Source organism: Streptomyces rimosus (assembly GCF_008704655.1).
Classification (GTDB): Bacteria; Actinomycetota; Actinomycetes; order Streptomycetales; family Streptomycetaceae; genus Streptomyces; species Streptomyces rimosus.
Genome location: NZ_CP023688.1, coordinates 2,170,125 through 2,191,687 on the forward strand (window position 1 = coordinate 2,170,125; position 21,563 = coordinate 2,191,687).

General features: G+C 75.1%; 13 protein-coding genes. All 13 read right to left on the reverse strand.

Annotated elements, in window-relative coordinates; genetic code table 11:
- Positions 1-30: 30 nt before the first annotated feature.
- Complete coding sequence (gene argF, locus CP984_RS08925; protein WP_003981110.1) at positions 31-1,038, reverse strand: ornithine carbamoyltransferase; 1,008 nt, start codon at positions 1,036-1,038, stop codon at positions 31-33.
- Positions 1,039-1,167: 129 nt separating this feature from the next.
- A complete protein-coding gene (locus CP984_RS08930; RefSeq protein WP_003981111.1) occupies positions 1,168-2,391 on the reverse strand; it encodes an arginine deiminase in 1,224 nt (407 codons plus the stop codon).
- A gap of 80 nt (positions 2,392-2,471) precedes the next feature.
- Entirely contained in the window at positions 2,472-4,448 is a 1,977-nt protein-coding gene (locus CP984_RS08935; protein ID WP_003981112.1) for a hypothetical protein, read from the reverse strand.
- Positions 4,445-5,530: a TRAFAC clade GTPase domain-containing protein gene (locus CP984_RS08940; protein WP_050498827.1), complete on the reverse strand. Its 1,086-nt coding sequence runs from the start codon at positions 5,528-5,530 to the stop codon at positions 4,445-4,447. Before CP984_RS08940 ends, CP984_RS08935 begins: the two co-directional genes overlap by 4 nt.
- Positions 5,527-6,603, reverse strand: a complete 1,077-nt coding sequence (locus CP984_RS08945) for a serine/threonine-protein kinase (protein WP_050498826.1) — start codon at positions 6,601-6,603, stop codon at positions 5,527-5,529. Before CP984_RS08945 ends, CP984_RS08940 begins: the two co-directional genes overlap by 4 nt.
- Positions 6,600-9,254: a hypothetical protein gene (locus CP984_RS08950; RefSeq protein ID WP_030181874.1), complete on the reverse strand. Its 2,655-nt coding sequence runs from the start codon at positions 9,252-9,254 to the stop codon at positions 6,600-6,602. The genes CP984_RS08945 and CP984_RS08950 overlap by 4 nt, the downstream gene beginning before the upstream one ends.
- Positions 9,251-12,739, reverse strand: coding sequence for a tubulin-like doman-containing protein (locus tag CP984_RS08955; protein ID WP_003987290.1), 3,489 nt, complete (start codon positions 12,737-12,739; stop codon positions 9,251-9,253). Before CP984_RS08955 ends, CP984_RS08950 begins: the two co-directional genes overlap by 4 nt.
- A 111-nt stretch (positions 12,740-12,850) precedes the next feature.
- Positions 12,851-15,250 (reverse strand): vWA domain-containing protein, encoded by a 2,400-nt coding sequence (locus tag CP984_RS08960; protein WP_050498825.1) that lies wholly within the window; start codon positions 15,248-15,250, stop codon positions 12,851-12,853.
- Positions 15,247-15,792, reverse strand: a complete 546-nt coding sequence (locus CP984_RS08965) for a Pycsar system effector family protein (protein ID WP_053800983.1) — start codon at positions 15,790-15,792, stop codon at positions 15,247-15,249. Before CP984_RS08965 ends, CP984_RS08960 begins: the two co-directional genes overlap by 4 nt.
- Positions 15,789-17,108, reverse strand: coding sequence for a hypothetical protein (locus tag CP984_RS08970; protein ID WP_129820896.1), 1,320 nt, complete (start codon positions 17,106-17,108; stop codon positions 15,789-15,791). Before CP984_RS08970 ends, CP984_RS08965 begins: the two co-directional genes overlap by 4 nt.
- Positions 17,105-19,381, reverse strand: coding sequence for a hypothetical protein (locus CP984_RS41210; protein WP_003987026.1), 2,277 nt, complete (start codon positions 19,379-19,381; stop codon positions 17,105-17,107). The genes CP984_RS08970 and CP984_RS41210 overlap by 4 nt, the downstream gene beginning before the upstream one ends.
- Positions 19,378-20,352 (reverse strand): nucleotidyl cyclase domain-containing protein, encoded by a 975-nt coding sequence (locus tag CP984_RS08975; RefSeq protein ID WP_063604398.1) that lies wholly within the window; start codon positions 20,350-20,352, stop codon positions 19,378-19,380. Before CP984_RS08975 ends, CP984_RS41210 begins: the two co-directional genes overlap by 4 nt.
- Positions 20,353-20,418: 66 nt before the next feature.
- Positions 20,419-21,165: a Crp/Fnr family transcriptional regulator gene (locus tag CP984_RS08980; protein ID WP_003980829.1), complete on the reverse strand. Its 747-nt coding sequence runs from the start codon at positions 21,163-21,165 to the stop codon at positions 20,419-20,421.
- Between the last annotated feature and the right edge of the window lie 398 nt (positions 21,166-21,563).

A 21,563-nucleotide genomic window follows, 5' to 3' on the forward strand; every position in this document is an offset into this window, starting at 1 on the left:
GGCGCCCGGCCGCGCGGGTCCGGCGGCGGCCTACTGGCCCGCCATCGTGGCGACGAGGACCGCCTTGATCGTGTGCAGCCGGTTCTCCGCCTCGTCGAAGACGACCGAGTGCGGCGACTCGAAGACCTCGTCGGTGACCTCCAGGGAGGTCAGGCCGTGCCGCTCGTGGATCTCGCGGCCGACGGCGGTGCCGAGGTCGTGGAAGGCGGGCAGGCAGTGCAGGAACTTCACGTCCGGGTTGCCGGTGGCGCGCAGCACGTCCATCGTGACGGCGTACCCGCCGAGCAGCGCGATCCGCTCGTCCCAGACCTCCTTGGGCTCGCCCATGGAGACCCAGACGTCGGTGGCGACGAAGTCCGCGCCGCGCACCCCCTGCGCCACGTCCGCGGTGATCGTGACGCGGGCGCCGCTGCGCGCGGCCAGCTCCTTGGCCCGGGTGACGACCTCCTCGTCCGGCCACAGGCCCTCGGGCGCGACGATCCGTACGTCCATGCCGAGCAGGGCGCCGGTGATCAGATAGGAGTTGCCCATGTTGTAGCGGGCGTCGCCGAGGTAGGCGAAGGCGATCTCCGGCAGCGGGCGGCCGGGCACGTGCTCGCGCATGGTCAGCACGTCGGCGAGCATCTGGGTCGGGTGCCAGCGGTCGGTCAGGCCGTTGAGGACCGGCACACCGGCGTACCGCGCCAGTTCCTCGACGACCTCCTGGGAGCTGCCGCGGTACTCGATCGCGTCGTACATCCGGCCGAGCACCCGGGCGGTGTCCTTGACCGACTCCTTGTGCCCGATCTGGGAGGCGGCCGGGTCGAGGTAGGTGGTCGAGGCGCCCTGGTCGGCGGCGGCGACCTCGAAGGCGCAGCGCGTGCGGGTGGAGGTCTTCTCGAAGATCAGGGCGATGTTGCGGCCCCGCAGATGCACGACCTCCTCGCCCGCGCGCTTGGCGGCCTTCAGCTCGGCCGCCAGGTCGACGAGCCGGCCGAATTCCGCGGCGGTGAAATCCAGCTCCTTGAGGAAGTGGCGGCCCTTGAGGTCCGTCGCCATGGTGGCTCCTAGGTCGCGGCAATCGATACGATTGGAAGTGTATACGACCACTCGCATCTCTATGCAGGCCGTCCCGGCGGCCCACTCCCCCATCCTTCCCCGGGCACCCGGCCGGTCCCCTCCCGGGGCCTATACGGGATCGCGCTCCACCGGGCAGCTCATGCAGCGCGGGCCGCCCCGCCCCCGTCCCAGCTCACTGCCCGGAATCGTGATGACCTCGATGCCGCGCTTGCGCAGGAAGGTGTTGGTGGTGACGTTGCGCTCGTAGGCGACCACCACACCCGGCTCGACGGCCAGTACGTTGCACCCGTCGTCCCACTGCTCGCGCTCGGCCGAGTGCACGTCCTGCGTCGCGGTCAGCACCCGGATGTCGTCCAGGCCGAGCGCCGCCGCCATGGCGCGGTGCATGTGCTCCGGCGGATGGTCGGTGACCTTCAGCTCCTGGTCGCCCGCGCCCGGCTCGATCGTGTACGAGCGCAGCATGCCCAGCCCCTCGTACTGGGTGAAGGTCCCGCCGTCGACCATCGTCATCACCGTGTCCAGGTGCATGAACGCCCGCCGCTTGGGCATGTCCAGCGCCACGATGGTGCGCGCCGACCCGGCCGCGAACAGGCCGCGCGCCAGCATCTCGACCGCCTGCGGGGTGGTCCGCTCGCTCATCCCGATCAGTACGGCGCCATTGCCGAGCACCAGCACGTCGCCGCCCTCGATGGTCGACGGATAGGCCGCCTGCCCCTCCGACCAGACGTTGAAGCCGCCGCCCCGGAACAGCTTGTGGTGCCGGTAGATCGCCTCGTAGTGCACCGTCTCGCGCTGCCGGGCCGGCCAGCGCATGGCGTTGATCGACACCCCGTCGTACACCCACGCCGAGGTGTCGCGGGTGAACAGATGGTTGGGCAGCGGGCGCAGCACGAAGTCGTCGAGGTCCATCACGTGGAAGCGCACCGAGGTCGGCTCCGGGTGCGCCGCCAGGTACTCCCGCTTGGTCATCCCGCCGACCAGGGCCTCCACCAGCTCCGGGACGGGCAGCGCGTCGAAGACGGCCCGCAGCCGGTCGGTCGCCAGCGGCCCGTACTCCTTCTCGTGGAAGACCCGGTCCAGTACCAGCTCGCGCGCCTGGGGAACCTGGAGGGTCTCGGCCAGCAGGTCACCGAACAGGTGCACCGCGACCCCCCGGTCCCGGAGGATGTCCGCGAAGGCGTCGTGCTCGGCGCGCGCCTGGCGCACCCACAGCACGTCGTCGAAGAGCAGCGCGTCCTTGTTGGTCGGGGTGAGTCGTTTCAGCTCCAGATCGGGGCGGTGCAGGATGACGCGGCGCAGCCGCCCGGCCTCGGAGTCGACGTGGAATCCCATGGGGCCATCTTCGCGGTTGGGGGGCCGCGGCGGCCCCTCGAACGGGCAGGGCCGTGGCCGCGGCGTGTGACGCCGGTGCTCTACGACCCCGCCAGCGCGATGACCCCGATCAGGATCACCGGGACGACGATCAGGATGAGCAGCGCCATGAGCCACAGCCGGCCGGCCGTGTCGTCCGTGCCGCCGTAGGGGTCGTCCGGGGGGCGGGTGTCGCGGGAGCGGCGGGCGGGGAGGCGGAAGCCGCGGCCGGTGCCCCGGGCGGGCGGCCGGGCGGGGCGTGTCTCTTCCCGCTCGGGCTGTGCCGCCGTCCGGGTGGCGGTGTCGAACAGCGCCTTCCAGCCCTTGTCGCCGAAGCCGGTGGGCCGGCCGTCGTCGAGCAGCTGCCGCAGCACCGCGCGGCCCCGTCCGCCGTGGCCGTGCCACAGTTCCGGCAGGAAGCGCGGCAACAGGCCGGGGGCGCTGCCCTGTTCGGTGTACGGGCGCACCAGCTCGTCGTAGAGGAGCACGGCGGTGCGGACCCGCATCCGGCCGTCCGGGCCGGTGACCGGGTCCTCGTCGCGGTGCCCGCCGCCCGGCCCGAGGAAGAGGTGGGCCAGCAGGAGGCGTTCGCAGACGACGCGGATGCCGCTGGCGGGCCGGTGCGGGGCGCGGTCGATGAGGACGCGGGCCGCGCGGTCGGCCTGTGCCGCGGGGAGGCCGTCCTCCAGCACTTCCAGGAGCACGTCGTCGGTGCTGTTGTGCAGGTAGCGCGCGGCGTCGTCGCCGTTCTGGTGGAGCGCCCTGCGCAGGACGTCCGCGGTCACGTCGCGCGGGAAGCCGCTGTCGGCCCGGACGGCCTGGCGCGGGTCGTAGGACTGCCCGGCGCGCTCCTCGTACGGCGGGTCGTACGGCGGGGTCCGGTCCTCGCGGGGCCGGTCGTACGTCTCCCGGTCGTACGCGGGCCGGTCCGGGCTCTCGTACGTCCGCCGGTACGTCTGCTGTTCCTGGTCCTGCCGCATGTGGTCGAAGACCCGGTCGTCGTACGGCACCTCCGCGGGCCGGTCGTACACCGCCTCACGAGGCGGGTCCGTACGGGAGCGGCGGTGGTCCACGGCGTGGCTGAGCCACTTCAGCGCCTCGTGCACCAGGCGGACGCGTTCGTCGAGGCGCTCCTGTTCGAAGACGTGGCGTTCGGCCAGCGCGCGGCGCGTCTCGCGCAGGGCTTCGGGGTCGTAGCGGTACTCCAGGTAGTGCTCGACCAGCCGCTGTGCGGCGTCCCTGGCCTGGTCGCCGTGGTCGGGCGGGCCGTCGTCAGGGCCGTCGCCGCCGGACGTGCCGCGCCCCGCCCGTGCCGGGTCCAGTCGGGTCAGCTGCTGGTCCTGGGTGGCCGTCTTGGGCCAGCGCGGCACGAAGACGTAGCGGAACGGTCCGCCGTCCCGGGTGTCGTGGGTGGCGAAGGACCAGGAGTCGGGCAGTGCGGGCCCCACCAGCTGCCGCAGCCCCCACAGGACGGGGACCGGCCCTTCGCCGCCCGTGTGGTCCAGGACGGACAGGCGCCGGCGGGGGCGGCGCAGGCGCTCGGCGAGCACCGCGGTCAGCTCCTCGGGGAACCGCCCGGTCCGCTCGGTGAGCGCCGGTGCCGTACGGTCGGCCGCCGCCCACAGCGTCCGGGCCGGTACGCACTCCAGGGTGCGTCCCTCGGCCTCCCGCAGGTTGATGCCGCTGCCTTCCCAGCGCCAGTCGTGCAGGCCCAGGCAGCGGCCGGGCGTGAGCACCGACGCGCTGCCCAGCAGGGCGTGCGAACAGGTGCTGGGGCGGCCGCCGCGGTCCCGGTCGGGAATTCGCCGGAGCAGCAGGACCGACCGCTCGGCGCCCGCCTCGGCGGGCAGTTCCACCCGGGCCAGGCTCTCGCGTGCCGTTTCGTCGGGGACGCGCAGCAGCGGGGCGATCCTGCGGTAGAGGGGCTTGAGCCCGTCCCGGTTGCCCGACCAGGCGACCGGCCCCACTCCCGCGCCGCCGACGGCGTGGTCCGCGTCCCAGCGGAAGACGATCTGGTGCACCGCTTCGGTCGCGTTCACAGTCCCACCTCCTGGGGGTCGGCTCCCGGCAGGAGCCCGCACATCGCGAAGACCGACAGCAGCGGGGTGAGCACCCGCCGCGGACGGACGCCTTGCGGGAAGCCGCCGGCGTCCTCCTGGCCGCCGGTGGCGGACGCGAAGTGCAGGGTGCACCGCGCGCAGTCGGCGAACGGCTTGAGCCAGGCGGGCCCGCCGTGGTGCCGCAGGAAGGCGTAGACGTCGCGGCTCTCGGCGCGCAGGGCCCGCGCCGACGGCCGGGCGTTCTCGGGGGCGGTCAGCCAGCGCGCCACCGCCGGCTCGAAGCGGATCAGGTCGCTCTTGCCCACCACGATCGCGGCCGCCGCGTCCACGTACGGGCCGTCGCGCCCCACCCGGTCCAGCACGGTACCGAACGAGCGGTCGCCGAGGTCGTCGGTGCGCTGCTTGGTGCGGTCGCGCACCGCGTCCAGATACGGCAGCGGCAGCGCGCGCAGCGGGTCGACGACGAAGATGAACGCGCTGACGGCGGCCAGGAACCGGGTGACCCGGCCGGTGCGCTCCAGGTCCTCGCCGGACAGGTCGAAGAAGACCACGGGCCGGGTGGTGCCGCCCCGGCTGACCAGCAGCCCGTCGGCGAACTCGGCGAAGTCGGTCTGCTCGGTGTGCGCCAGCGTCTCGCCTGCGCGCAGCCTGAGCACCCGGTCGTCGAGGTAGGAGCGGTGCGAGTCGGTGTGCAGCGGGACGGCCTTGAGCCCGTGCGCGTCCAGCGCTCCGCGCTCCACCTCGCCGATCATCGAGGCGAGCAGGTGGGTCTTGCCCGCGCGGGAGCTGCCGACCATGGCCACCGTCAGCGGTTCGCCGTTGGTGAGATAGGGCGCGGGGAGGTAGTGCTCGGGCATCCCGGCCGTGTTGCCGCAGATCTGGAACGCCTCGCGCAGCGCGTCCTGGCGGCGCAGCGGGTTGTGCTCGCCGGTCAGGTCGAGGCGGACGAAGGTGCTGGTCTCGTCGCGTACGTACAGCCGGTCCTCGTCGAAGGCGATCGGGTCGAGGCAGTACGGGCACACCACGGGGCGGGGGCCGAGGCCCATCGGGTACGTGCTCACCGGCGTCCTCCCATGCCCGTACGGCCGGCGCCGAAGAGCGCGCGCAGTCCGCGGCCCGGCGTCCGGCCGGGCCCGGTCTCCGCCACCGGATCGCCGTCCAGCCCCAACGCGGCGCGCTTGCGGGCCAGTTCATCGTCGAAGGCACGGCGCCCCGGATCCAGGGGGTCGGCCGGGAGCGGACGCCCCTGGAGCGGGTCCTGCCTGTTGAGCATCCGCAGCACCTCGGCGGGGTGGTCGCGCTCGCGTGCCGTGGGCGCGAACGCGCCGGACAGCACGCCGAGCGCGGGCAGCCGTGCGAGGTCGCGCGGCGGCCCGTCCGGATCCCCTTCGCGGCCGGTGACCAGGTGGTACATCACCTGGGCCACGCTCCACAGGTCGTCGCGCGGGTCGGCGGTGCCGTGTCCGGCGCGCTGTTCCGGCGCGGCCCAGGGCGCCTCGCCGAGCGCCTCGCGGGGGTGTCCCGCGCGGGTGGCGAGGCACGGTTCGGGCAGCCGGACATGGCGGCCGTCCCACCGTACGGTGTGCGGCGTCAGCCCGCGGTGCACCACGTCGACCGCCTCCAACAGCCGTACCGCCAGGACGAGTTCACTGCGGATGCGCTCCTGTTCCTTGACCGTGGCCCGGCCCGCGAGCGCCGCCAGCGGGCGTCCGCGGGCGGGCTCGTAGAAGACGAACGGCTCCCGTACGTCCAGGTGGTAGCCGCCGAACCGGGCGAACAGCTGGTGGTACGGGGCGTCACCGAACGCCCGGCGCACGGCGAGGCCGACGCCCACCTCCGCCTCCAGCCGGTCGCGGGCCCGGTGGTCGCCGCGCGCGGTGTGCGCGAGGCGGTACTGCATCACCCGCCAGTCCTCCCCCAGCGTCATGGGCCGGGCGCGCAGCGGGTGCCGCTGCTGCCCGGCGGGCAGCTCGTCCCAGCAGACCGCCGGCAACCGGGCCGGCGTGCCCTCGTCCGTGAAGAAGGCCAGCTCCACGCGGTCCCGCGCCGGGCGGCCGCCGTTTCGCGCCGCACCGTCCTGCGGCGCGTGGCCGGAGGTCCGTACCGCCTCCGGCCGCTCCCCCCACTCGTTCATGACGCCCCCTCATTCAGGGTGCCGACGTCCCCGCGCAGCCGGACCGTCCGCACCGATCCGGTACGCAGCGGCAGCAGCCGGAAGACCCCGGCGTACCGGCCGGCCGGCGTCCACACCATGTCGTCGGCGGGCGGCGGGCCGCCGCCGTGCCGGGTCACGTCCGGCGCGAAGCGCACCCCGCGGGCGGCGTGCCGGTCGCGGGAGAGCAGCCGGCGGTGTTCGGCGGCGCAGAGCGGGACGGTGCCGGTGCCGTCGCCGTGCGCCTGGAGGACGCGGGTGACCCGGTCGGGGGCCAGGCCGAGCAGGACGGCCGGGTCCGGCCGGGACGCGGGGTCCCGGGCGAAGGCGGGGGCCGCGGCGACGCCGTCCCTGGCCAGCCGGGCGCTCTCGCCGTCGATCAGGGCCCGTACCTCCCGGTCGACGGGGAGCGCGGCGGCCGCGCCGGGGTCGCGCTCGATGGCGCCCCAGTACGGGTCGAGGATTCCGGCGATGCCGTCGGCGAGGTCGCCGACCAGGGTGGCGACCAGTTCCGGCCCGCCGTCACCCGCTTCGCGCTCCAGCCAGGGGACGGGCACGTCGTCGGGCGGGACGGCGGCCGGTGCGGGCGCGGGGCCGTCCGCGGCCTGCCGGGGCGGCGGGTCGGTGTCGGCGAGCGGGTCCTGCCAGGGGGTGCCGTGCGCGGTGTCCGCGTCAGCGGCACCGGCGCCGTCCCGTCCCCCGGGCTCCGGTCCGCGGTCCCAGTTGTCCCAGTCGTCCCAGCTCTGCGCGGTGTCGTCGTACCGGGGGCCGGGGGTCTCGAAGGAGTCGTACGACGGCTGTGGCGCGGCCCGCCGGTCGTACGACGGGCCGAACCAGTCGTCGTCCAGGAGGCCGTCCGACGGTGCCTGCGCGCCCGCCCGCCCACCGCCGTCGTGGCCCGCCGCGGGCACCGGTTCGCGGCCCTCGGCGGCGGCCGCCGCGCGGCGGATCATCCCGGCCACCGCCCGCGCCCCGTCGGCGCAGTACAGCCGGGCGTCCGCCAGCAGCCAGTCGTGTACGACGGCGTCCGCCAGCAGCCCGTCGAGGGAGTGCAGCACGTCCCGCCCCTCCGGGCCGCCGCCCGCCGCCCACCAGGAGTCCAGGGCCCCGGTCCACCGGCGTACGGCCAGCAGCGGCAGCGCGATCAGCGCCACCAGCAGCATGCTCAGCCCGAGCCAGGCGGGGACCGCGAGGGCGTGGCCGAGGGTGATGCCGATGGCCGCGCCGGCCAGCCCGGCGCACAACTGCGCCAGGGCGCCCGACTGTCCGCCGCCGTCCAGGTGCCCGTCCCCGGCGCGGCCGGGGCGGCGGGCCAGGGCGAGCGCGGTCAGCCCGGCGGCGGCCAGCGCCGCCAGCGGGCCCAGCGCCCAGCCGGGCCCCGGCCACAGCCCCGCCGCCGCGGCGAAGGCACAGCCGCCGGCCAGCTCCCCGTACGCCGCGCCGCGCACCTCGAACGGCCGCGGCCCGGCCAGCTGCCGCGGCAGGTCCGGCGGGCACAGCTCGTCGAGCCTGCCGAGGCGGGCCGCGCTGCCGGTGGGCGTGGCCAGGTCGGACAGCGCACTGAGCCGGGCCGCCGTCGAACGCAGCGGCAGCCGGCGCGCCAGCAGGTTCTGGGCGAAGCCGCGCAGACCGGGGCCGATCCGGTCGCGGGCGGCCTCCGGCACCCGCGGCAGGTCGATGCCGTGCTCGTACAGCCGGCGGCGCTGTTCCGGGGGCAGTCCCACGCCGTCGCCGTCACGCAGGGTCTCGGCGACGGTCTCGCGGTAGGCGGCCAGTTCGCCGGCGGCGGCGTCCAGGCTCTCGGCGAGGTCGGCGTCCCCGACCGGGCCGCGCAGCAGGCCGCCCGCGCCGCGCTGCCGTTCGTACACCTCCTCGGCCTCGTCCAGCGCCGCCTCGCAGGCCCGGAACCGCTCGTCGGCCTCGCCGCCCGCGCGCCGCCACTCCGCGCGCTCCACGCTCCGCGGCATGCCCGCGCCGACCAGCGGCGCCAGGACGGCGGGCACGCCGCCCGCCTCCGGGTCGGCGACCGAGATGCGGCCGCCGGGGTCGTCCTGGCCGACCAGGTCGGCCAGCGCCTGCCGCCAGACGCGGGCGCGGGCGGTGGGCGAGAGGTCGTGCTCCAGGACGCGCAGGGCGGGCACGGCAACACCGTCGGGGACCTCCGAGACGGCGTGCAGGACGGCGTCGAACACGGCGGGTGCCGCGAGGAGTTCGAGGAGCGGGCGGAGCGCGCCCGCGTCCTCCCCCGGCGCGGGGTCGGTGGCCGTGCCGCCGTGCGGGTCCAGGACCCACAGCACGCCGACGGCGGGCGGGCGCAGCGGCGAGGGCCGGTTCAGGGCCCAGGGCGTCGGCGCGGGCGGTACGGCGATGCCGTCGCCCGGTTCGGCGGGCGGGGCGCCGACCGCGACGCACAGCGCGTGCCCGGATCCGTAGGAGAGGACCTGTTCGTAGGTCCGCTGGTGGCGGGCGAGGCCGTCGGCGGTGTCCACGAGCAGGAAGCGTTCGGCCTGTTGCCCGGCGGTGCCGTCGAGCGCGGCGCGGACGGCGCGGTGCAGCCCGTCCGCGCCGGCCAGGTCGCCGGGGCCGTCCCGCAGGTCGAGGGTGACGACCGGAGCGGTGGTCCGGGAGCTCACAGCAGGTCCTCCTCCCTCGGCTCCTCGTCCCACGGGTCGGCCCACAGGTCGTCGTCGTCACGGCCCGCCGGGCGCGCCGTCCCCTCGGCCTCCGGGCGCCGCTCGTGCGGTCCGGTCTTCCGGCGGGGCGGCGGCTCGTACGGGTCGGGCGTGTGCCGCTCGTTCGTGTGCCGCTCGTTCGCGTGCCGTTCCTTCGTGTGCCGTTCGGGCCCGTACCGTCCGTTCTCGGACGGATCGGTCTCGTACGGGTCGGCCCCGTAGGGATCGGTCCCGTACGGCCGGGTCTCGCGTGCCCGGTCCTCACCGGCCGGCTCGTGCCCGTTGACCTGGTGCAGCCGGGGCGGGGTGCCGCCGTCCTTCGGCGACCGGGCCTGCGCCAGGGCGTGCAGCGAGGGCCGGTTGGCCCGCAGGCCCCGGGGAAAGCGCAGTTTCAGCGCGCCCTCCAGGGTCGTGGTCCAGAAGTGGAGCAGCGGCTCGATCCACTCCTGGTCGTCCGCGTCCAGGTCACGGGCGCGCTGCCGCAGCCGGGCGGCCTGCTGCGGCGCCACCTTGCGCAGGAAGGTCCAGAACAGCGGGTCCGGGTCCCTCGGTGTGGTGCTCAGCCCGTCCGGCAGGGCCTCCATCAGCACCGAGCAGAAGTCCTTGACCGCCGACCCGGCGTCCAGCAGTGCCCAGCGCTCGTACGCCCGCAGCAGGTCGGACCAGCTGGAGACGTCCTGGTCGTACGGCTCCAGGGCCAGTGTCATGGTGGCCGAGTCGCCGCTGCGCAGCCGGAAGCAGACGCTGTCCGGGGAGAGCGGGTCGCCGTTGACCTCGACCCGGCCGTTCCACATCGCGCACAGCATGCGCTGGAGCACCCGCTGCCGGTCGCTCTCCGTGCTGGCCAGCCAGGAGTCGCGGTAGCCGGTGCGCTGGCGCCACTGGAGGTGGTCCTCGCGCCCCTCCCGCTCCCTGGCCCGGCCCCACAGACGCAGCACCTGCCGCACCTCGGAGATGTCGGTCAGGCTCATCTCGCTGCGGAACAGCACGACGGTGATGGATTCGGTGGGCACCGCGCGGAATTCGGCCGGCAGCCGGTTCTCGTCACGCGGCAGCAGCAGCGACTGCTCCAGGAAGCGGTCCACGCTGCCCTTGGCCTTGGTCTGCGGGCGCACGATGAGCGTCTTGAGCTTCCCGGTGCCGTCCGGCGTGAACCCGGCCGGCAGCAGGCCCGCGAGCTGGGAGCGGAACTGGTCGAGCCACTTCTCGTCCACCGCCTCGACGGACTCCTCGTCACCGGACGCCGCCGCGAGCAGGTCGCCCAGGGAGGGCAGCAGCGGCCGCTCCTGGTGGACGCCGGCCTCCCCGAACAGCTTCTTGATACGGGCCTCCAGGACCTGCTTGACCTCCTTGACGACGGCGCGCGGCGAGCGCTGTACGGCTTCCAGGGCGTGTTCCCAGTGCTGCGGTTCGATGATGCGGACGAGCAGCGCGGCCTCGTCCTGGCTGTCCGGGATGCCCTCCCGCTGGAGGAGGCGGGTCAGCACGTCGTCGTAGAAGGCGTCCAGGGTGTTCTGCGGCGGGAGGAGGTAGGACACGCCCGTGCGGTCCTCGCGGTACAGCTCGCGGCGCCGCTCGCGGAACAGGTCGTTCTCCTCCTCCTCGTGGTCGCGGAAGGCCCGTACCAGCGCGGTCAGGTCCTTCATGGCCCGGTCGGCGAGCGGGCGCCAGCGGGGCTCCTGCTCCTTCCACCGGGTATGCCAGACCCGGCAGGCCGCCCAGCGGTACCAGGCGTCCTGCTCCTGGAGGGCGGCGTCCACCTCGGGGTCGCCCCAGCGCGCGGGCACCACACCGGCCATCCGGCGGCCGATGCGCGGCACCTGCGGCGGGCTGGTGTCGACGCCCTCGGGGCGCTGCGGGCGGTTGCGCCGGTTGTCGAGCATCCCGGAGAAACCGGCCTGCGCGACCCGGTCGCGGTCGCCCGGGTTGCCGGTGAACACCCGCTCCAGGCGGAACGGGTCGTGCTTCTTGAGCAGGGAGAGCAGACCGCGGCGCGGGTTGAAGCGCTCCGCAAGCTCCACGGAGCGGCGGTCCAGCTGCCGGTCGAGCTGGGCGAGCTGGTCCTCCATGTCGCCGAGCCGGTCGCGCAGCGCCGTGGTGATGTTCCTGGCGCCCCTGGGCAGCGGGTCGGGCGCCTCCACCTTCAGCGCTTCCCGGGTCCAGATGTCCTCGATGCCGGACTCCTTGAACGCCTCGGCGACCAGCGCCCGTTGGTCGCTGCCGCCCTGGCGGGCCCGCTCCACCAGGCCGCGCACGGCGCAGGCGAGCATGCGGGCGGCGACGATCTCGGCGAGTTCGTCGACGGGCACGGTCATGGAGGCGGCCAGCGCGGTGGACATGCCCTGGAGGCCGATGCCGGTGGCTGCGGCGGCCGACCGGCTGGTGCCGCGGTTGACGAAGCTGGCGGCGAAGGACTGGTACGCGTCGTCGGCCCGGCCCCGGACGTTCTCCTCGCCCAGGTCGGTGCCGATCAGGGAGGTGACCATGGCGGTGATGGAGCGGCGCAGGTCGTCGGGGCGCATCCCGGCGGTACGGCTGAAGAGGAACGCCGTCTGGACGGTGGAGGAGCGCAGGCTGACCGTCCCCAGCTCCGGGTAGTCCACGCTCAGCGAGCCGCGCTGTTCCCCGTGGCCGAGGACGTCGGAGGCGTCCGCCGCGTTCTGGTCGTCGACCAGGTGCGAGAGGTCCACCAGGGCGCGGGCCGCGTTCAGTTCGGCCTCCCGGCCGCCGCCGGACTCCGGCGGGAACGCCGACGGCATCACGACCAGCGGATAGATCTTGGCACCCGGCAGGTTCACCGAGTGGAAGGCGTGCCCGAGCAGGTGGAGGAAGTCGTAGAAGATCCCCGCGCCGGTCCCGCCCGCGACGGAGAAGGCCACGAACACGTCGTAGCCGCGGATCTGCCCGCCGCCCAGTTCCTGGAGGTCGCCCGCCGAATTGCTGAGCGCGTCGATCGCGTCGCGCAGCGGGCCGAGCACCTGGTCGGGGCCGTTGCGCATGGTGGCGAACAGCGCGGCCCTGCCGACGGTGGGCAACTGTCCGGCGCCGGTGTGCAGCGGGGAGACGCGGGGTTCGTCGATCCGTGGCGGCAGCCAGCCGACGGTCTCGTCATGCTTCGCGATGCGCAGCATGCGGGTCATCTCGGGCGAGTTGTCGTAGGTGGGCAGCAGGTTGTGCACGGCCCGGGAGGTACGGGCGAAGGCCGCCGCCTCGGGGCCGCGCGCGCTCAGGTGCGGCACCCGGTCGAGCTCGCTCTCGCTGAAGTCCGCGTAGACGAACTGCAGGCAGTCCGGCAGCTGGAAGGGGGCCCGCTGCGTGCCGCGGCCGACCAGGTCGGTGCCGTCCGGTCCGCACAGCTCGCGGCGCAGGTTCCGCTCCAGCTCGGCCCCGATCCGGGCGCCGGTGCCGCCCAGCCCCAGGAACAGCATGGGCTGGTAGATCTTCATGGTGTCGCTCCCCTCGTCCGCCCGTCGGGGGCGGCCTGTGCTGCGAGTCGTGGTGCTGCCGGGGGTCCGGGCGGCGGGGTGCGCGGGCCGCCGCCCGGTGGCGCGGACGCCTCAGAACGCGCCGTCATAGTCGGCCGATCCGCTCGCCCCGCCCGGACCGCCGGCTCCGGCCGGGCCGGGCTGCCGGCCATTGCCGTTGGCCGAGGGGCCGCGTCCGCCGGGCGCGGCGCCCCGGCCGAACCGCCCGGTGAACCGGCCGGCCGTGTTCCGGCTGCCGGCCGGCGTGCCCGGCCGGCGCCCCTGGCCCGTGCGCTCCCGGCCCGGTCCGCGCCCGCCGCGCACGAGCAGTTCCAGGTCGTGGTCGAGGGAGACGGGCGCGCCGCGCGGAACCGGCTGTTCGCCGCCCCTGGGGGCGCGCAGCCGCAGCCCGTCGCCCCTGCGCTGGAGCCGGTACGCCTGCGCCGAGCCCGCGTCCCGGCGGCGCAGGCCGGGGCGCGGCGAGGACGGGTTGTCCACCGCGAAGCAGAACGTGCGCGTCCGGGCGCCCCGTACCTTCAGCTCGCCCAGCGTGGTGCCGTCGCGGCGCAGTTCGAGGACGAGCCCTTGCAGTGATTCCTGCCTGCGCGCGGCGGTGGCGCGGATGCCGATGACCGCGGCGGCCGCGAGCAGGAGTCCGGCGCCGCCGACGACCGCCCACCACCAGCGGTCCCACCAGGTGGGCGCGGGGGTGACGGTGACGGTCAGGAAGGCGGAGCCGACCTCCCGGCCGCCGTCGGTCCGGTCGGTGACGGTGATCCGGCCGCCGGCGTCGCCCGGCGGGGTGCCGGCACCGAAGGAGACGGTGAAGGGCACCGGCTGCTGCGCGCCGGGTGCGACGGTGACGGTGGCCGGGCCGATGCGCAGGGCCGCCGCCGTGGACTGGTCGGCCAGTCCCAGCCGCAGGGTGTGCGGGCGGCTGTCGTTGTTGCGGGCGACGAGCTTGCCGCCGACCGTACCGCCGGGGTGCACCTCGTGGCTCTCCAGTGTCACACCGGCCACCACCGGCGCGGGCCCCGAGGAGACGCGGGTGTCGTACGGCCGCCGGTCGCCGGTGATACCGGGCGCGGCGATCGCGCCGGTCAGCCGCAGCGCCCCGGCGGCCGTCTTCGGGACCGTGACCGAGGCGCCGAACAGCACGTCACCGGCCTTGTCATCGGGCCCCTTGCCGTCGTCGCGCAGCGGCACGTCCACCGGCTCGAAGCCGTCGCCGGACAGCTGGGCGGCGGCCTGCACCCCGGCGAGCTGCCCGGGGTCGGTGATCACCACGCCGCGCCGGGTCTGCAGCCGCATCCGTACGACGACGTTCTCGCCGGGCCGGGGCGCGGACGGCTCCAGGGTGACCGACGAGCGCAGCACGCCCTGCCAGATGGCCCGTACGGTCGCGGGCTGGTCCCGGTGCCCCTCGGGTGCGGACAGCTTCACCCGCCACTTCCCCGGCAGCGGGTCCTTGACCCGCAGTGCTTCGACCGGCCCGTCCTGGCCGCTGACCTCGAAGCGGGAGCCGTCGAACTCCCCTTGCAGGGGCACCTTGCGGCCCTTGGGGTCGTAGTAGGTGGCGGTCACCCGCGGGTCGCGCTTGGTGACGGTGATCGATCCGTCGGTGGCGATCGGCGGGATGGTCACCTCCAGCTCGCCCGGCGGTTTGCCGCTGGTGCCCTGCTCGACACGGGCACAGCGGGCGGCGGCGAACGCGCCCTGGAGCGCCCGGTCCACGTCCGCCGCGCCGTCCACGACCTCCGGCCGCGGGCGGGCGCCGGGCAGGTCGGCGCAGCCGTTGCGGTAGCCGCCGTCGGCCATCTGCTGGAGGGCCTTCTTGTCGATGCCCTTGCCGAAGCCCAACGGCCAGATCTGCACGTGCTCGCGGCGCGCCCGGTCGAGCACCTCGCGCAGCCGCTTCTCGCCCTCCTGCCGCCGGGCGGCGGGGTCGGCGCCGTAGGCGGGGCTGTCCTCGACGTTCAGCTTGCCGTCGGTGAGCAGGAAGACGACCTTGGCGGCGCCTTCGGTGCCGTTCTCGCGCAGCCGGGTCAGGGCCTGGGTGAGGGCGGCGGGGAAGTCCGTGCCGGGGCCGAGGCCGGCGTCCGCGCGGTCGGTCAGGCGACGGGCGCAGTCGCTGATGCGCTGGCGGCCCGCCGCGTCCACGACGGTGGGCGGGCAGACTTCCCGTACGGGCTGCTGGCCCTCCTTCTCCGCGCTGCCGAAGCCGATGACGCCGGCGCGGGAGCGCTCGGAGATCTCGCCCTGGCCGATCAGCGCGGCGGCCTCGGCCTCGCGGGCCAGCGCGTCCTTGTCGATGCTGGCCGAGGCGTCCACGACGACGGAGAAGTCGACGGGTGCCGGGCCCGCCGTCGGGGCGGTGGGCGTGGGCGCGGCCCAGGCGGGCGGCGGGCCGAGCGGTACGGTCGCGCAGAGCACGGTCAGGGCCGCGACGACGGCGCGGCGCGCTCTGCGCCGGGTCCGGTGCGCCGCGCTCACCACAGTCCTCCGGCCAGCGCGCAGGAGCCCCCGGCGGCCAGGCAGCCGACACCCCAGCGCAGCCAGCGGTATTTGGTGCCGAGGATGCGCCCGAGGGCGCACGCCTGCTCGACGGCCCACTGCCCGGTGTCGAGGCCCGCGAGGGCGACCCGCGGCAGCAGGGTCTCGGCGGACGCGCCCCGGGTCAGCTGCGGGAAGAAGGTCAGACAGCCGTCCGCCGCGGTACGGGTGCGGGGCAGCACCGCCGCGACGAACATGGCTATGCCCAGGGTCCAGAGCACCGTGCCGGTGATCAGCAGGGCGGCGCGGACGGCGGGCATCGCCAGGAGCTGCCCGTCCCGGCCGAAGAGCAGCACGAGCGCCGCCGTGGCGCCGGTCATCATGACGGACGCCTTGGTGTCGGCCCGGCTGATCTCTTCGCGTACGGCCTTCAGCAGGCGCTCGGCCACGAAGTCGGGGCCTGATGCGGAGGCGGTGCAGTGACAGGCCCCATGGGCGGGGGCCGGTGCGGACACGGGCGCGGGCGGAGCGCAGGTGGTCATTCGTCCCCCCAGTCCAGGCCCCGGCCGCGGCGCGGCGCGGGCTTGTCACGGTGGTCGTCGCGTTCGGCGGCGGGCTGGACGCGGTCGGGCTCGTAGACCCGGCCGCGGTCGTTCTGCTCGTACGGGGTGTCGCCGCGCTCGGTGGCGTATCCGCCGTCGTCGCCGTACCGGTCGTCGCTGCCGTACCGGTCGTCGTCGTACGCCGGATCCCCGTCCACGGGCTCCCGTCCGGGCGCCGGCGCGGCGTCCGGATCGGGTTCGTGCGCCCAGTCCATCCGCTGCCGCTCGCGGACCCGGTCGCGCTCGGCGCCGTGCGAGCCGTCCTCCAGCTCGCGCCGCCGCGGCTGCTCCAGGAAGGAGTCGGCCGCCCGCCCGACCACCCCGCTCGTCGTCGAGCGCAGGAAGTCGATGGCGGCCAGGGTCTGGTCGTTGAGGTCGTGCCGTTCGATCAGGCCGCCGTCCACGAAACGGAACACCGTCTCGATGGACAGGGCCCGCTCCTCGCGGCGTTCCTGGAGGATCGCCTGGTGGATGTCCCAGGCACGGGCCTTGTCCCGGGCCATGAACCACGCGATCCGGCTGTCGTCACTGCCGCTGAGCATCTCCTGGAGCTCGGTGGCCCGCATCCGGGTCAATTCCTGTTCCCGCCGTTCCTTCTTCAGTTCTTCCGCGTGCTGCCGCCGCGCGAGGTCGCCCTCGTGGTCGATCTCGGTGCGCTGCCGCTCCGCGCTGATGCCGCGTTCGCTCAGGTCGATCCGTACGAACACATCCGTTTCCAGGCCCAGTTCCTCGCCCAGGCGCAGGTCGGCCAGCTCGGCCTCCACCGCCCGGTCGGCCCGTTCGGCCTCGCTGATGCGGTAGCGCCTGGTCACCCCGCGCAGCGCCTTGAGCAGCACGGGCGAGAAGTACCCGGCGAGGTCCCAGACGTTGGCGCAGACCGTCGCGTAGGCGTCCACGACGCGCCAGCGCACCTCCACGGACGCGCGGAAGGACTCCGCGTCGCCCGCCGCGGGCAGTTCGGTGCGGAACTCGGTCACATGCCAGCCCATCCGCACCTCCATGACCCGGAACGGGCCGCGGAAGAGCGGCTTGTTGACGTCCTCGCGGCGGTCCGGCCACATCACGCTGTAGCCGCCGTTCTCGTACCGGAGCACCGCGGCCACCTGCATGCTGGGCCGCCGGAACCGTCCGGACGACTCGTACTCCCGGACCAGCGGCCCCCGCACCGCAGCTCCGCCTCCCGGCCCCTGCCCCGCGGGCGCGCCCGGCCCCGGCCCCTGGCCGTGCTGCGCGCCGTGTCGGCCGTCTTGCGTCATCGTCGTCCCTCTCCTTCCAGCACCGCCCGCATCCGGGCGGCCGCCCGGGGGGCGAGCGGTTCGTCACTGTCCCGCTCCAGCCGGGCGACGAGCAGCAGCAACCGGTCCCGGTCGCGCCGCCCCTCCACCAGCCGTGGCAGGAATGCGCACAGCACGTCGAGCTGCCGCTGGTCCTTGGCGGCCCGCCGCATCCAGCGGCCCGTCTCCTGCTGCGCCGCGGCGCCCGAGCGCGCCGTGCCGAGCGCGGTGTGCACCAGGTCCGCCAGCCAGGGCGCCCGTTCCGGGTGGGCGGCCAGCAGCGCCGCCGCCAGCGGCCAGGAGCCGTACGGTTCCAGCGCGGGCCGGTCCTTGAGCCCCCACAGGTGGGAGGTGCGGGTGGACAGCGCGCGCAGCACCACCATCAGCGCGAGGTTCTGGCGGGTCTGCCGCCGGTCGCCGAGCCAGCGGGCCAGCCGCCTGAGCACGACGTCCGGTTCGGGGCCCGCCAGCAGCCGTACGACGCTGTACGAGGCGGCGTCGACGGACTTGCCGTCGTCCTCCCGCGAGCCGATCCGGCCCAGTTCGTCGAGGGAGGCGGCGACCGAGCCGGCGGCGAGGCCGTATCCGTGGGCGAAGGCGGCCGTCTCGCGGGCGGTCCGGTCCTCGCCGCGCGCCCAGTCGCGCAGCAGGCCGCGTACGGCGGGCTGCACCTCGGGAGCGCGGGACGCCTCGGCGAGCGCGGTGGCCGCGGCCATCTGCTGCACCGGGCTGTCGGCGCGGGCGAGCGGCAGCAGCAGTTCGGAGAATCCGTAGAGGTAGTCGCGGGCGCACAGCGCGCCCGCGGTGATCGCGGCGCGCACCCACATCTGGGGGCGCTGGTCGTCGCACAGGGACCGCAGCCAGCGGGTCAGCGGGCCGCGGGCGTTGTGGTAGCCGTCCCACGCCTCGAAGAGGACGGCGGTGGCCAGCCTGCGCCCCTGGAATCGCGCCACCCGTACGGGGATGGCCGCGTCGCCCAGATCCTCGACGCCGCGGCCCGGTACGGCGCGGGCCGCGGCCAGCCGGGCGGCGGTCTGCGCGGTGAACAGCGAGCGGCCCGGCGCGTACTGGGGGTCGAGGGTGACCGCCAGCTCCCAGGCGAGGAGTTCGCCGGCCTCGGTGACCAGGCTCTCCGCCGAGCCGTTGAAGACCGCGAGCGACAGCCGCAGGGCCGCGGCGCGCAGGGCGGGCAGCGCCTCGGGGAGGGTGCCGGGCCGGTCGGCCCCGGCGAACCACTCCTGCGCCTGATGGGGCGCGAACCAGGCGCATTCGCGCAGGAGTTGGGCGTCGTCGGTGTCGCCCTTGGCGTGCGCGGCGAGATGGGTGGCGAGCCGGGCCGCCTCGCCCGGCCGCAGCTCGTCCAGGCCCAGCGCCTGCCGTACGTCGGGGCGCCGGGCGTTGGTGAGGGCCAGGTGCCGCAGCTCCAGCGGCGCGTCGGCGAGCAGGTCGGCCACATGGCGTCCGAGGACGTCGTCGGCGGGCGGCGGCACGCACAGCGCGCCGTAGCGGCCGCGCACCAGCCGGTCGGCGAAGTCGCCGCTGCCCACGACCAGGACGCCGTACGCGCCGCGCCCGGCGAGCAGGGCGCTGAGCCGGTCCAGGTGCAGTTCGGAGGGCCGGTGGCCGGTGCCGTCGCCCTGGTCGGCGCCGGCCACGGAGGTGTCGTCGGCGGGCAGTTCGAGCAGATAGCCCCGGCCGGCCTCGAACTTGTCCTGGTCGACGCTGCCGAGCGCGGTGGACGGGTCCAGGCGGGACACTCCGGAGGCGATGTCCCTGAGGAGGGCGAGGCCGGTGGTCGTACGGCCGGTGCCGTGCTCGCCGCAGAGCGCCAGCAGGTGCGTGCGCTCCAGCCGGGTGCGCATCGCGTCGTAGCCGGGCGCCGGGCAGTAGATCCGGGCCAGGTGCTCCAGTTCCTCGTCCGGCACCGGGCCGTCGACGAAGACGGTGTCGGCGCCGACTCCGACGCGGACCTGGGTCTGGTAGAAGGTGTTGCCGTCGTAGATCTGGCTGTCGCCCTCGACGTGCAGGTTGGTGCGGGCCTCGCGGGCGGTGCGGGCGCCGCCCGCCTCCCCCGCGCCGCCCAGCGGGCTGCCTTTGGGAGCGTCCAGCCGCGGCTTCTCCTCGGGCTGTTCGGGGCTTTCGGCCCGGCCGTCCTTGGCGGCCTTCGCGGCGTCGTCGTCCTTGGCGGGCCTGCCCTCGGGCTGCGGCGGGGGCTGTTCGCCGGCGGGTGCGGCTCCATCGTCGACGTCGGTCATCGGGCACCGCCTTCGGCTCCGGTGCCGTCGTCGGCGGCGTCCGTCGCGGGCCGTCGCGGTGCGGCGTCGCCCCGCGCCGCCGCGGCATCGCCCTGCCGTACGCCCGTGAAGTCCCCGTTGAAGGTGTTGCCGTCGTAGATCTGGTTGCTGCCGCCGATGTGGTCGAAGCGGTACTTGGCGGCGTACGCGGGGGGCTGGGGCGCGGGGGCCGGGGCCGGACCGGCGGCCGGTCCGGGCCCGGAAGCGGGCGGCGGGACCGTACCCCCATGCCCCGTCCCGCCGCCCTGCTCCGGCGCCGGGCCCCGGGCCGCGCGCACCCCCGTCGCGCACGGCCGCTCCCGCGCCCGCACCGCCGCGTCCGGCGGTGCCTCCTGTGATGCCGCGTCCGGCAGTGGCGGCTGCGGCAGCCGGGGGACGTGGAACCACGCCTCCTCGTCCGTCTCCTTCTCCGACACCCGCGCCCTGCGGTAGTGCTCGGGCTCGATGCAGGTGCCGCCTTCGGCCACCACGTCGCGGTACAGCGAGTCGGAGACCACGAACAGCAGCGGCGCCCGGTCCGCCAATCGCATGACGCTCCTGGCCGTGCCGCTGTCGCACAGCCGGCAGGCGAGGTCCACCGCGCGGCCCGCCAGGCCCTTCTCGTCCCGGACGACCGGCCCGGCGTGCATGGCGACGCGCAGCCGCAGCGGCTCCGCGCGCCCTTCGTTGACCTGCCGCAGCCGCTGGTAGACGCCTTCCAGCCAGGGCCCGACCAACTGGGCGGAGGGTACGTGCGGGTCGAGCGCGACGAGGACGCCGTCCCCGCGGTCCTCCAGGTGGAAGGACTCCTCGGTGACGCCCACGGCGGCGAACCCCGCCTCGAAGACGTCGTACATCGCCTCGCGCATCCGCAGCTTGGCACGCAGCCCCAGCCGTCCGGATCCGCAGACGTCTCCGCTGACGACGAGTCGGTGCAAGGCTTCCGTGCTCACTGGACCTCCTGATGGGTGCCGACGTGCAGCAGCATGGCCGGGGCGGGAGAGGGTGGCTGTAGCCGTTTACACAGCCGGCGGAGATTCCTCGGGACGCAGGGGAGCGGGCCCGCCCGCCGCCCGGCCGCGGACCGCGCGTCCCTCGGCGAGCAGCCGCAGCAGCGCGAGGTCGAGCACGGCCAGCCGCCGCGGCCCGGTCCGTACGACGCCCTGCTCGCGCAGCAGCCGCAGCGCCTTGGCCACCGCTTCGCGGGTGGAGCCGACGGCCGCCGCGAGGTCGTGCTGGGGCAGCGGCAGATCGACGTCGACACCGCCCTCCCCGGGGTGCCCGGTGCGCTCGGCCAGTTCCACCAGGCGCGCGGCGAGCCGCTGCAGCACCTTCTCCGAGGCCAGCGACCGCCGTTCGCCGTCCGAGCTGCGCAGCCGGGAGCTGAACTGGCGCATGATCAGTACGGTCGCGACGGGCCGGGTGGCGAGGTAGCCGCGGAACCGGTCGCCGGGCACGACCACCCCGTCCAGCGGGCCGAGCGCGGTGACGGTGGCGCTGCGCGGGCGGTGGTCGACGGCGGCCTGGTCGCCGACGACCTCGCCGCTGCCGCGCAGCGCGAGGATCAGCCGCACGCCCCGCTCGGTCTCCAGGGAGACGCTCGCCCAGCCGCTGACGATCGCCACGACGAAGGTGGTGGTGTCGTTCTCCCTGAGGACGACCTCGCCCGGCGCGTATCCACGGGCCCGGCCGAGCGCGAGCAGCGCCCGCCGGTCCTGCGCCGGCAGCGCCCGCAAAAAGGGTCTGCCGTCCTCGAAGAGACTCATCCGTCCCCTCCCCCGATATTGCGCTCACCTCGTCCCCGGACACCCGGGACCCATGCTTGTGGTCGCCCTGAGGGCCCGGCCCGGTTCCTCAGCGTGGCGGAGAAATGGGCTCGTCTCTGATTTCTTTCGTTACAGGCGAGGTTCTTGCGTGAATTGATCGAGCTGTGCTCGGTTGAGTTACAGAACAGTAGGGACCCGACCAGCCCCCGTCAACGCTCTTCCGCCACTCAACTCAGTACCCTCACAAGGCCGTTGACCTCACCGAACATGTGTACCTCGACGCGCCCGGCGACATCGCCGCGGCACATACCGCGCGTGCGGCAACGGTTACGGTGAGGGTTCATTGGCGCACCAACTTACGTACATGTGCCGCCAGTTGTGACGCGCGAACGACGAAC

Bases quoted from the DNA above. Each gene is read 5' to 3' on its own strand.
- argF (WP_003981110.1), bottom strand. From the start codon at position 1,038: ATGGCGACGGACCTCAAGGGCCGCCACTTCCTCAAGGAGCTGGATTTC.
- CP984_RS08930 (WP_003981111.1), bottom strand. From the start codon at position 2,391: ATGGGATTCCACGTCGACTCCGAGGCCGGGCGGCTGCGCCGCGTCATC.
- CP984_RS08945 (WP_050498826.1), bottom strand. From the start codon at position 6,603: ATGAACGAGTGGGGGGAGCGGCCGGAGGCGGTACGGACCTCCGGCCAC.
- CP984_RS08955 (WP_003987290.1), bottom strand. From the start codon at position 12,739: ATGAAGATCTACCAGCCCATGCTGTTCCTGGGGCTGGGCGGCACCGGC.
- CP984_RS08965 (WP_053800983.1), bottom strand. From the start codon at position 15,792: ATGACCACCTGCGCTCCGCCCGCGCCCGTGTCCGCACCGGCCCCCGCC.
- CP984_RS08970 (WP_129820896.1), bottom strand. From the start codon at position 17,108: ATGACGCAAGACGGCCGACACGGCGCGCAGCACGGCCAGGGGCCGGGG.
- CP984_RS41210 (WP_003987026.1), bottom strand. From the start codon at position 19,381: ATGACCGACGTCGACGATGGAGCCGCACCCGCCGGCGAACAGCCCCCG.
- CP984_RS08980 (WP_003980829.1), bottom strand. From the start codon at position 21,165: ATGAGTCTCTTCGAGGACGGCAGACCCTTTTTGCGGGCGCTGCCGGCG.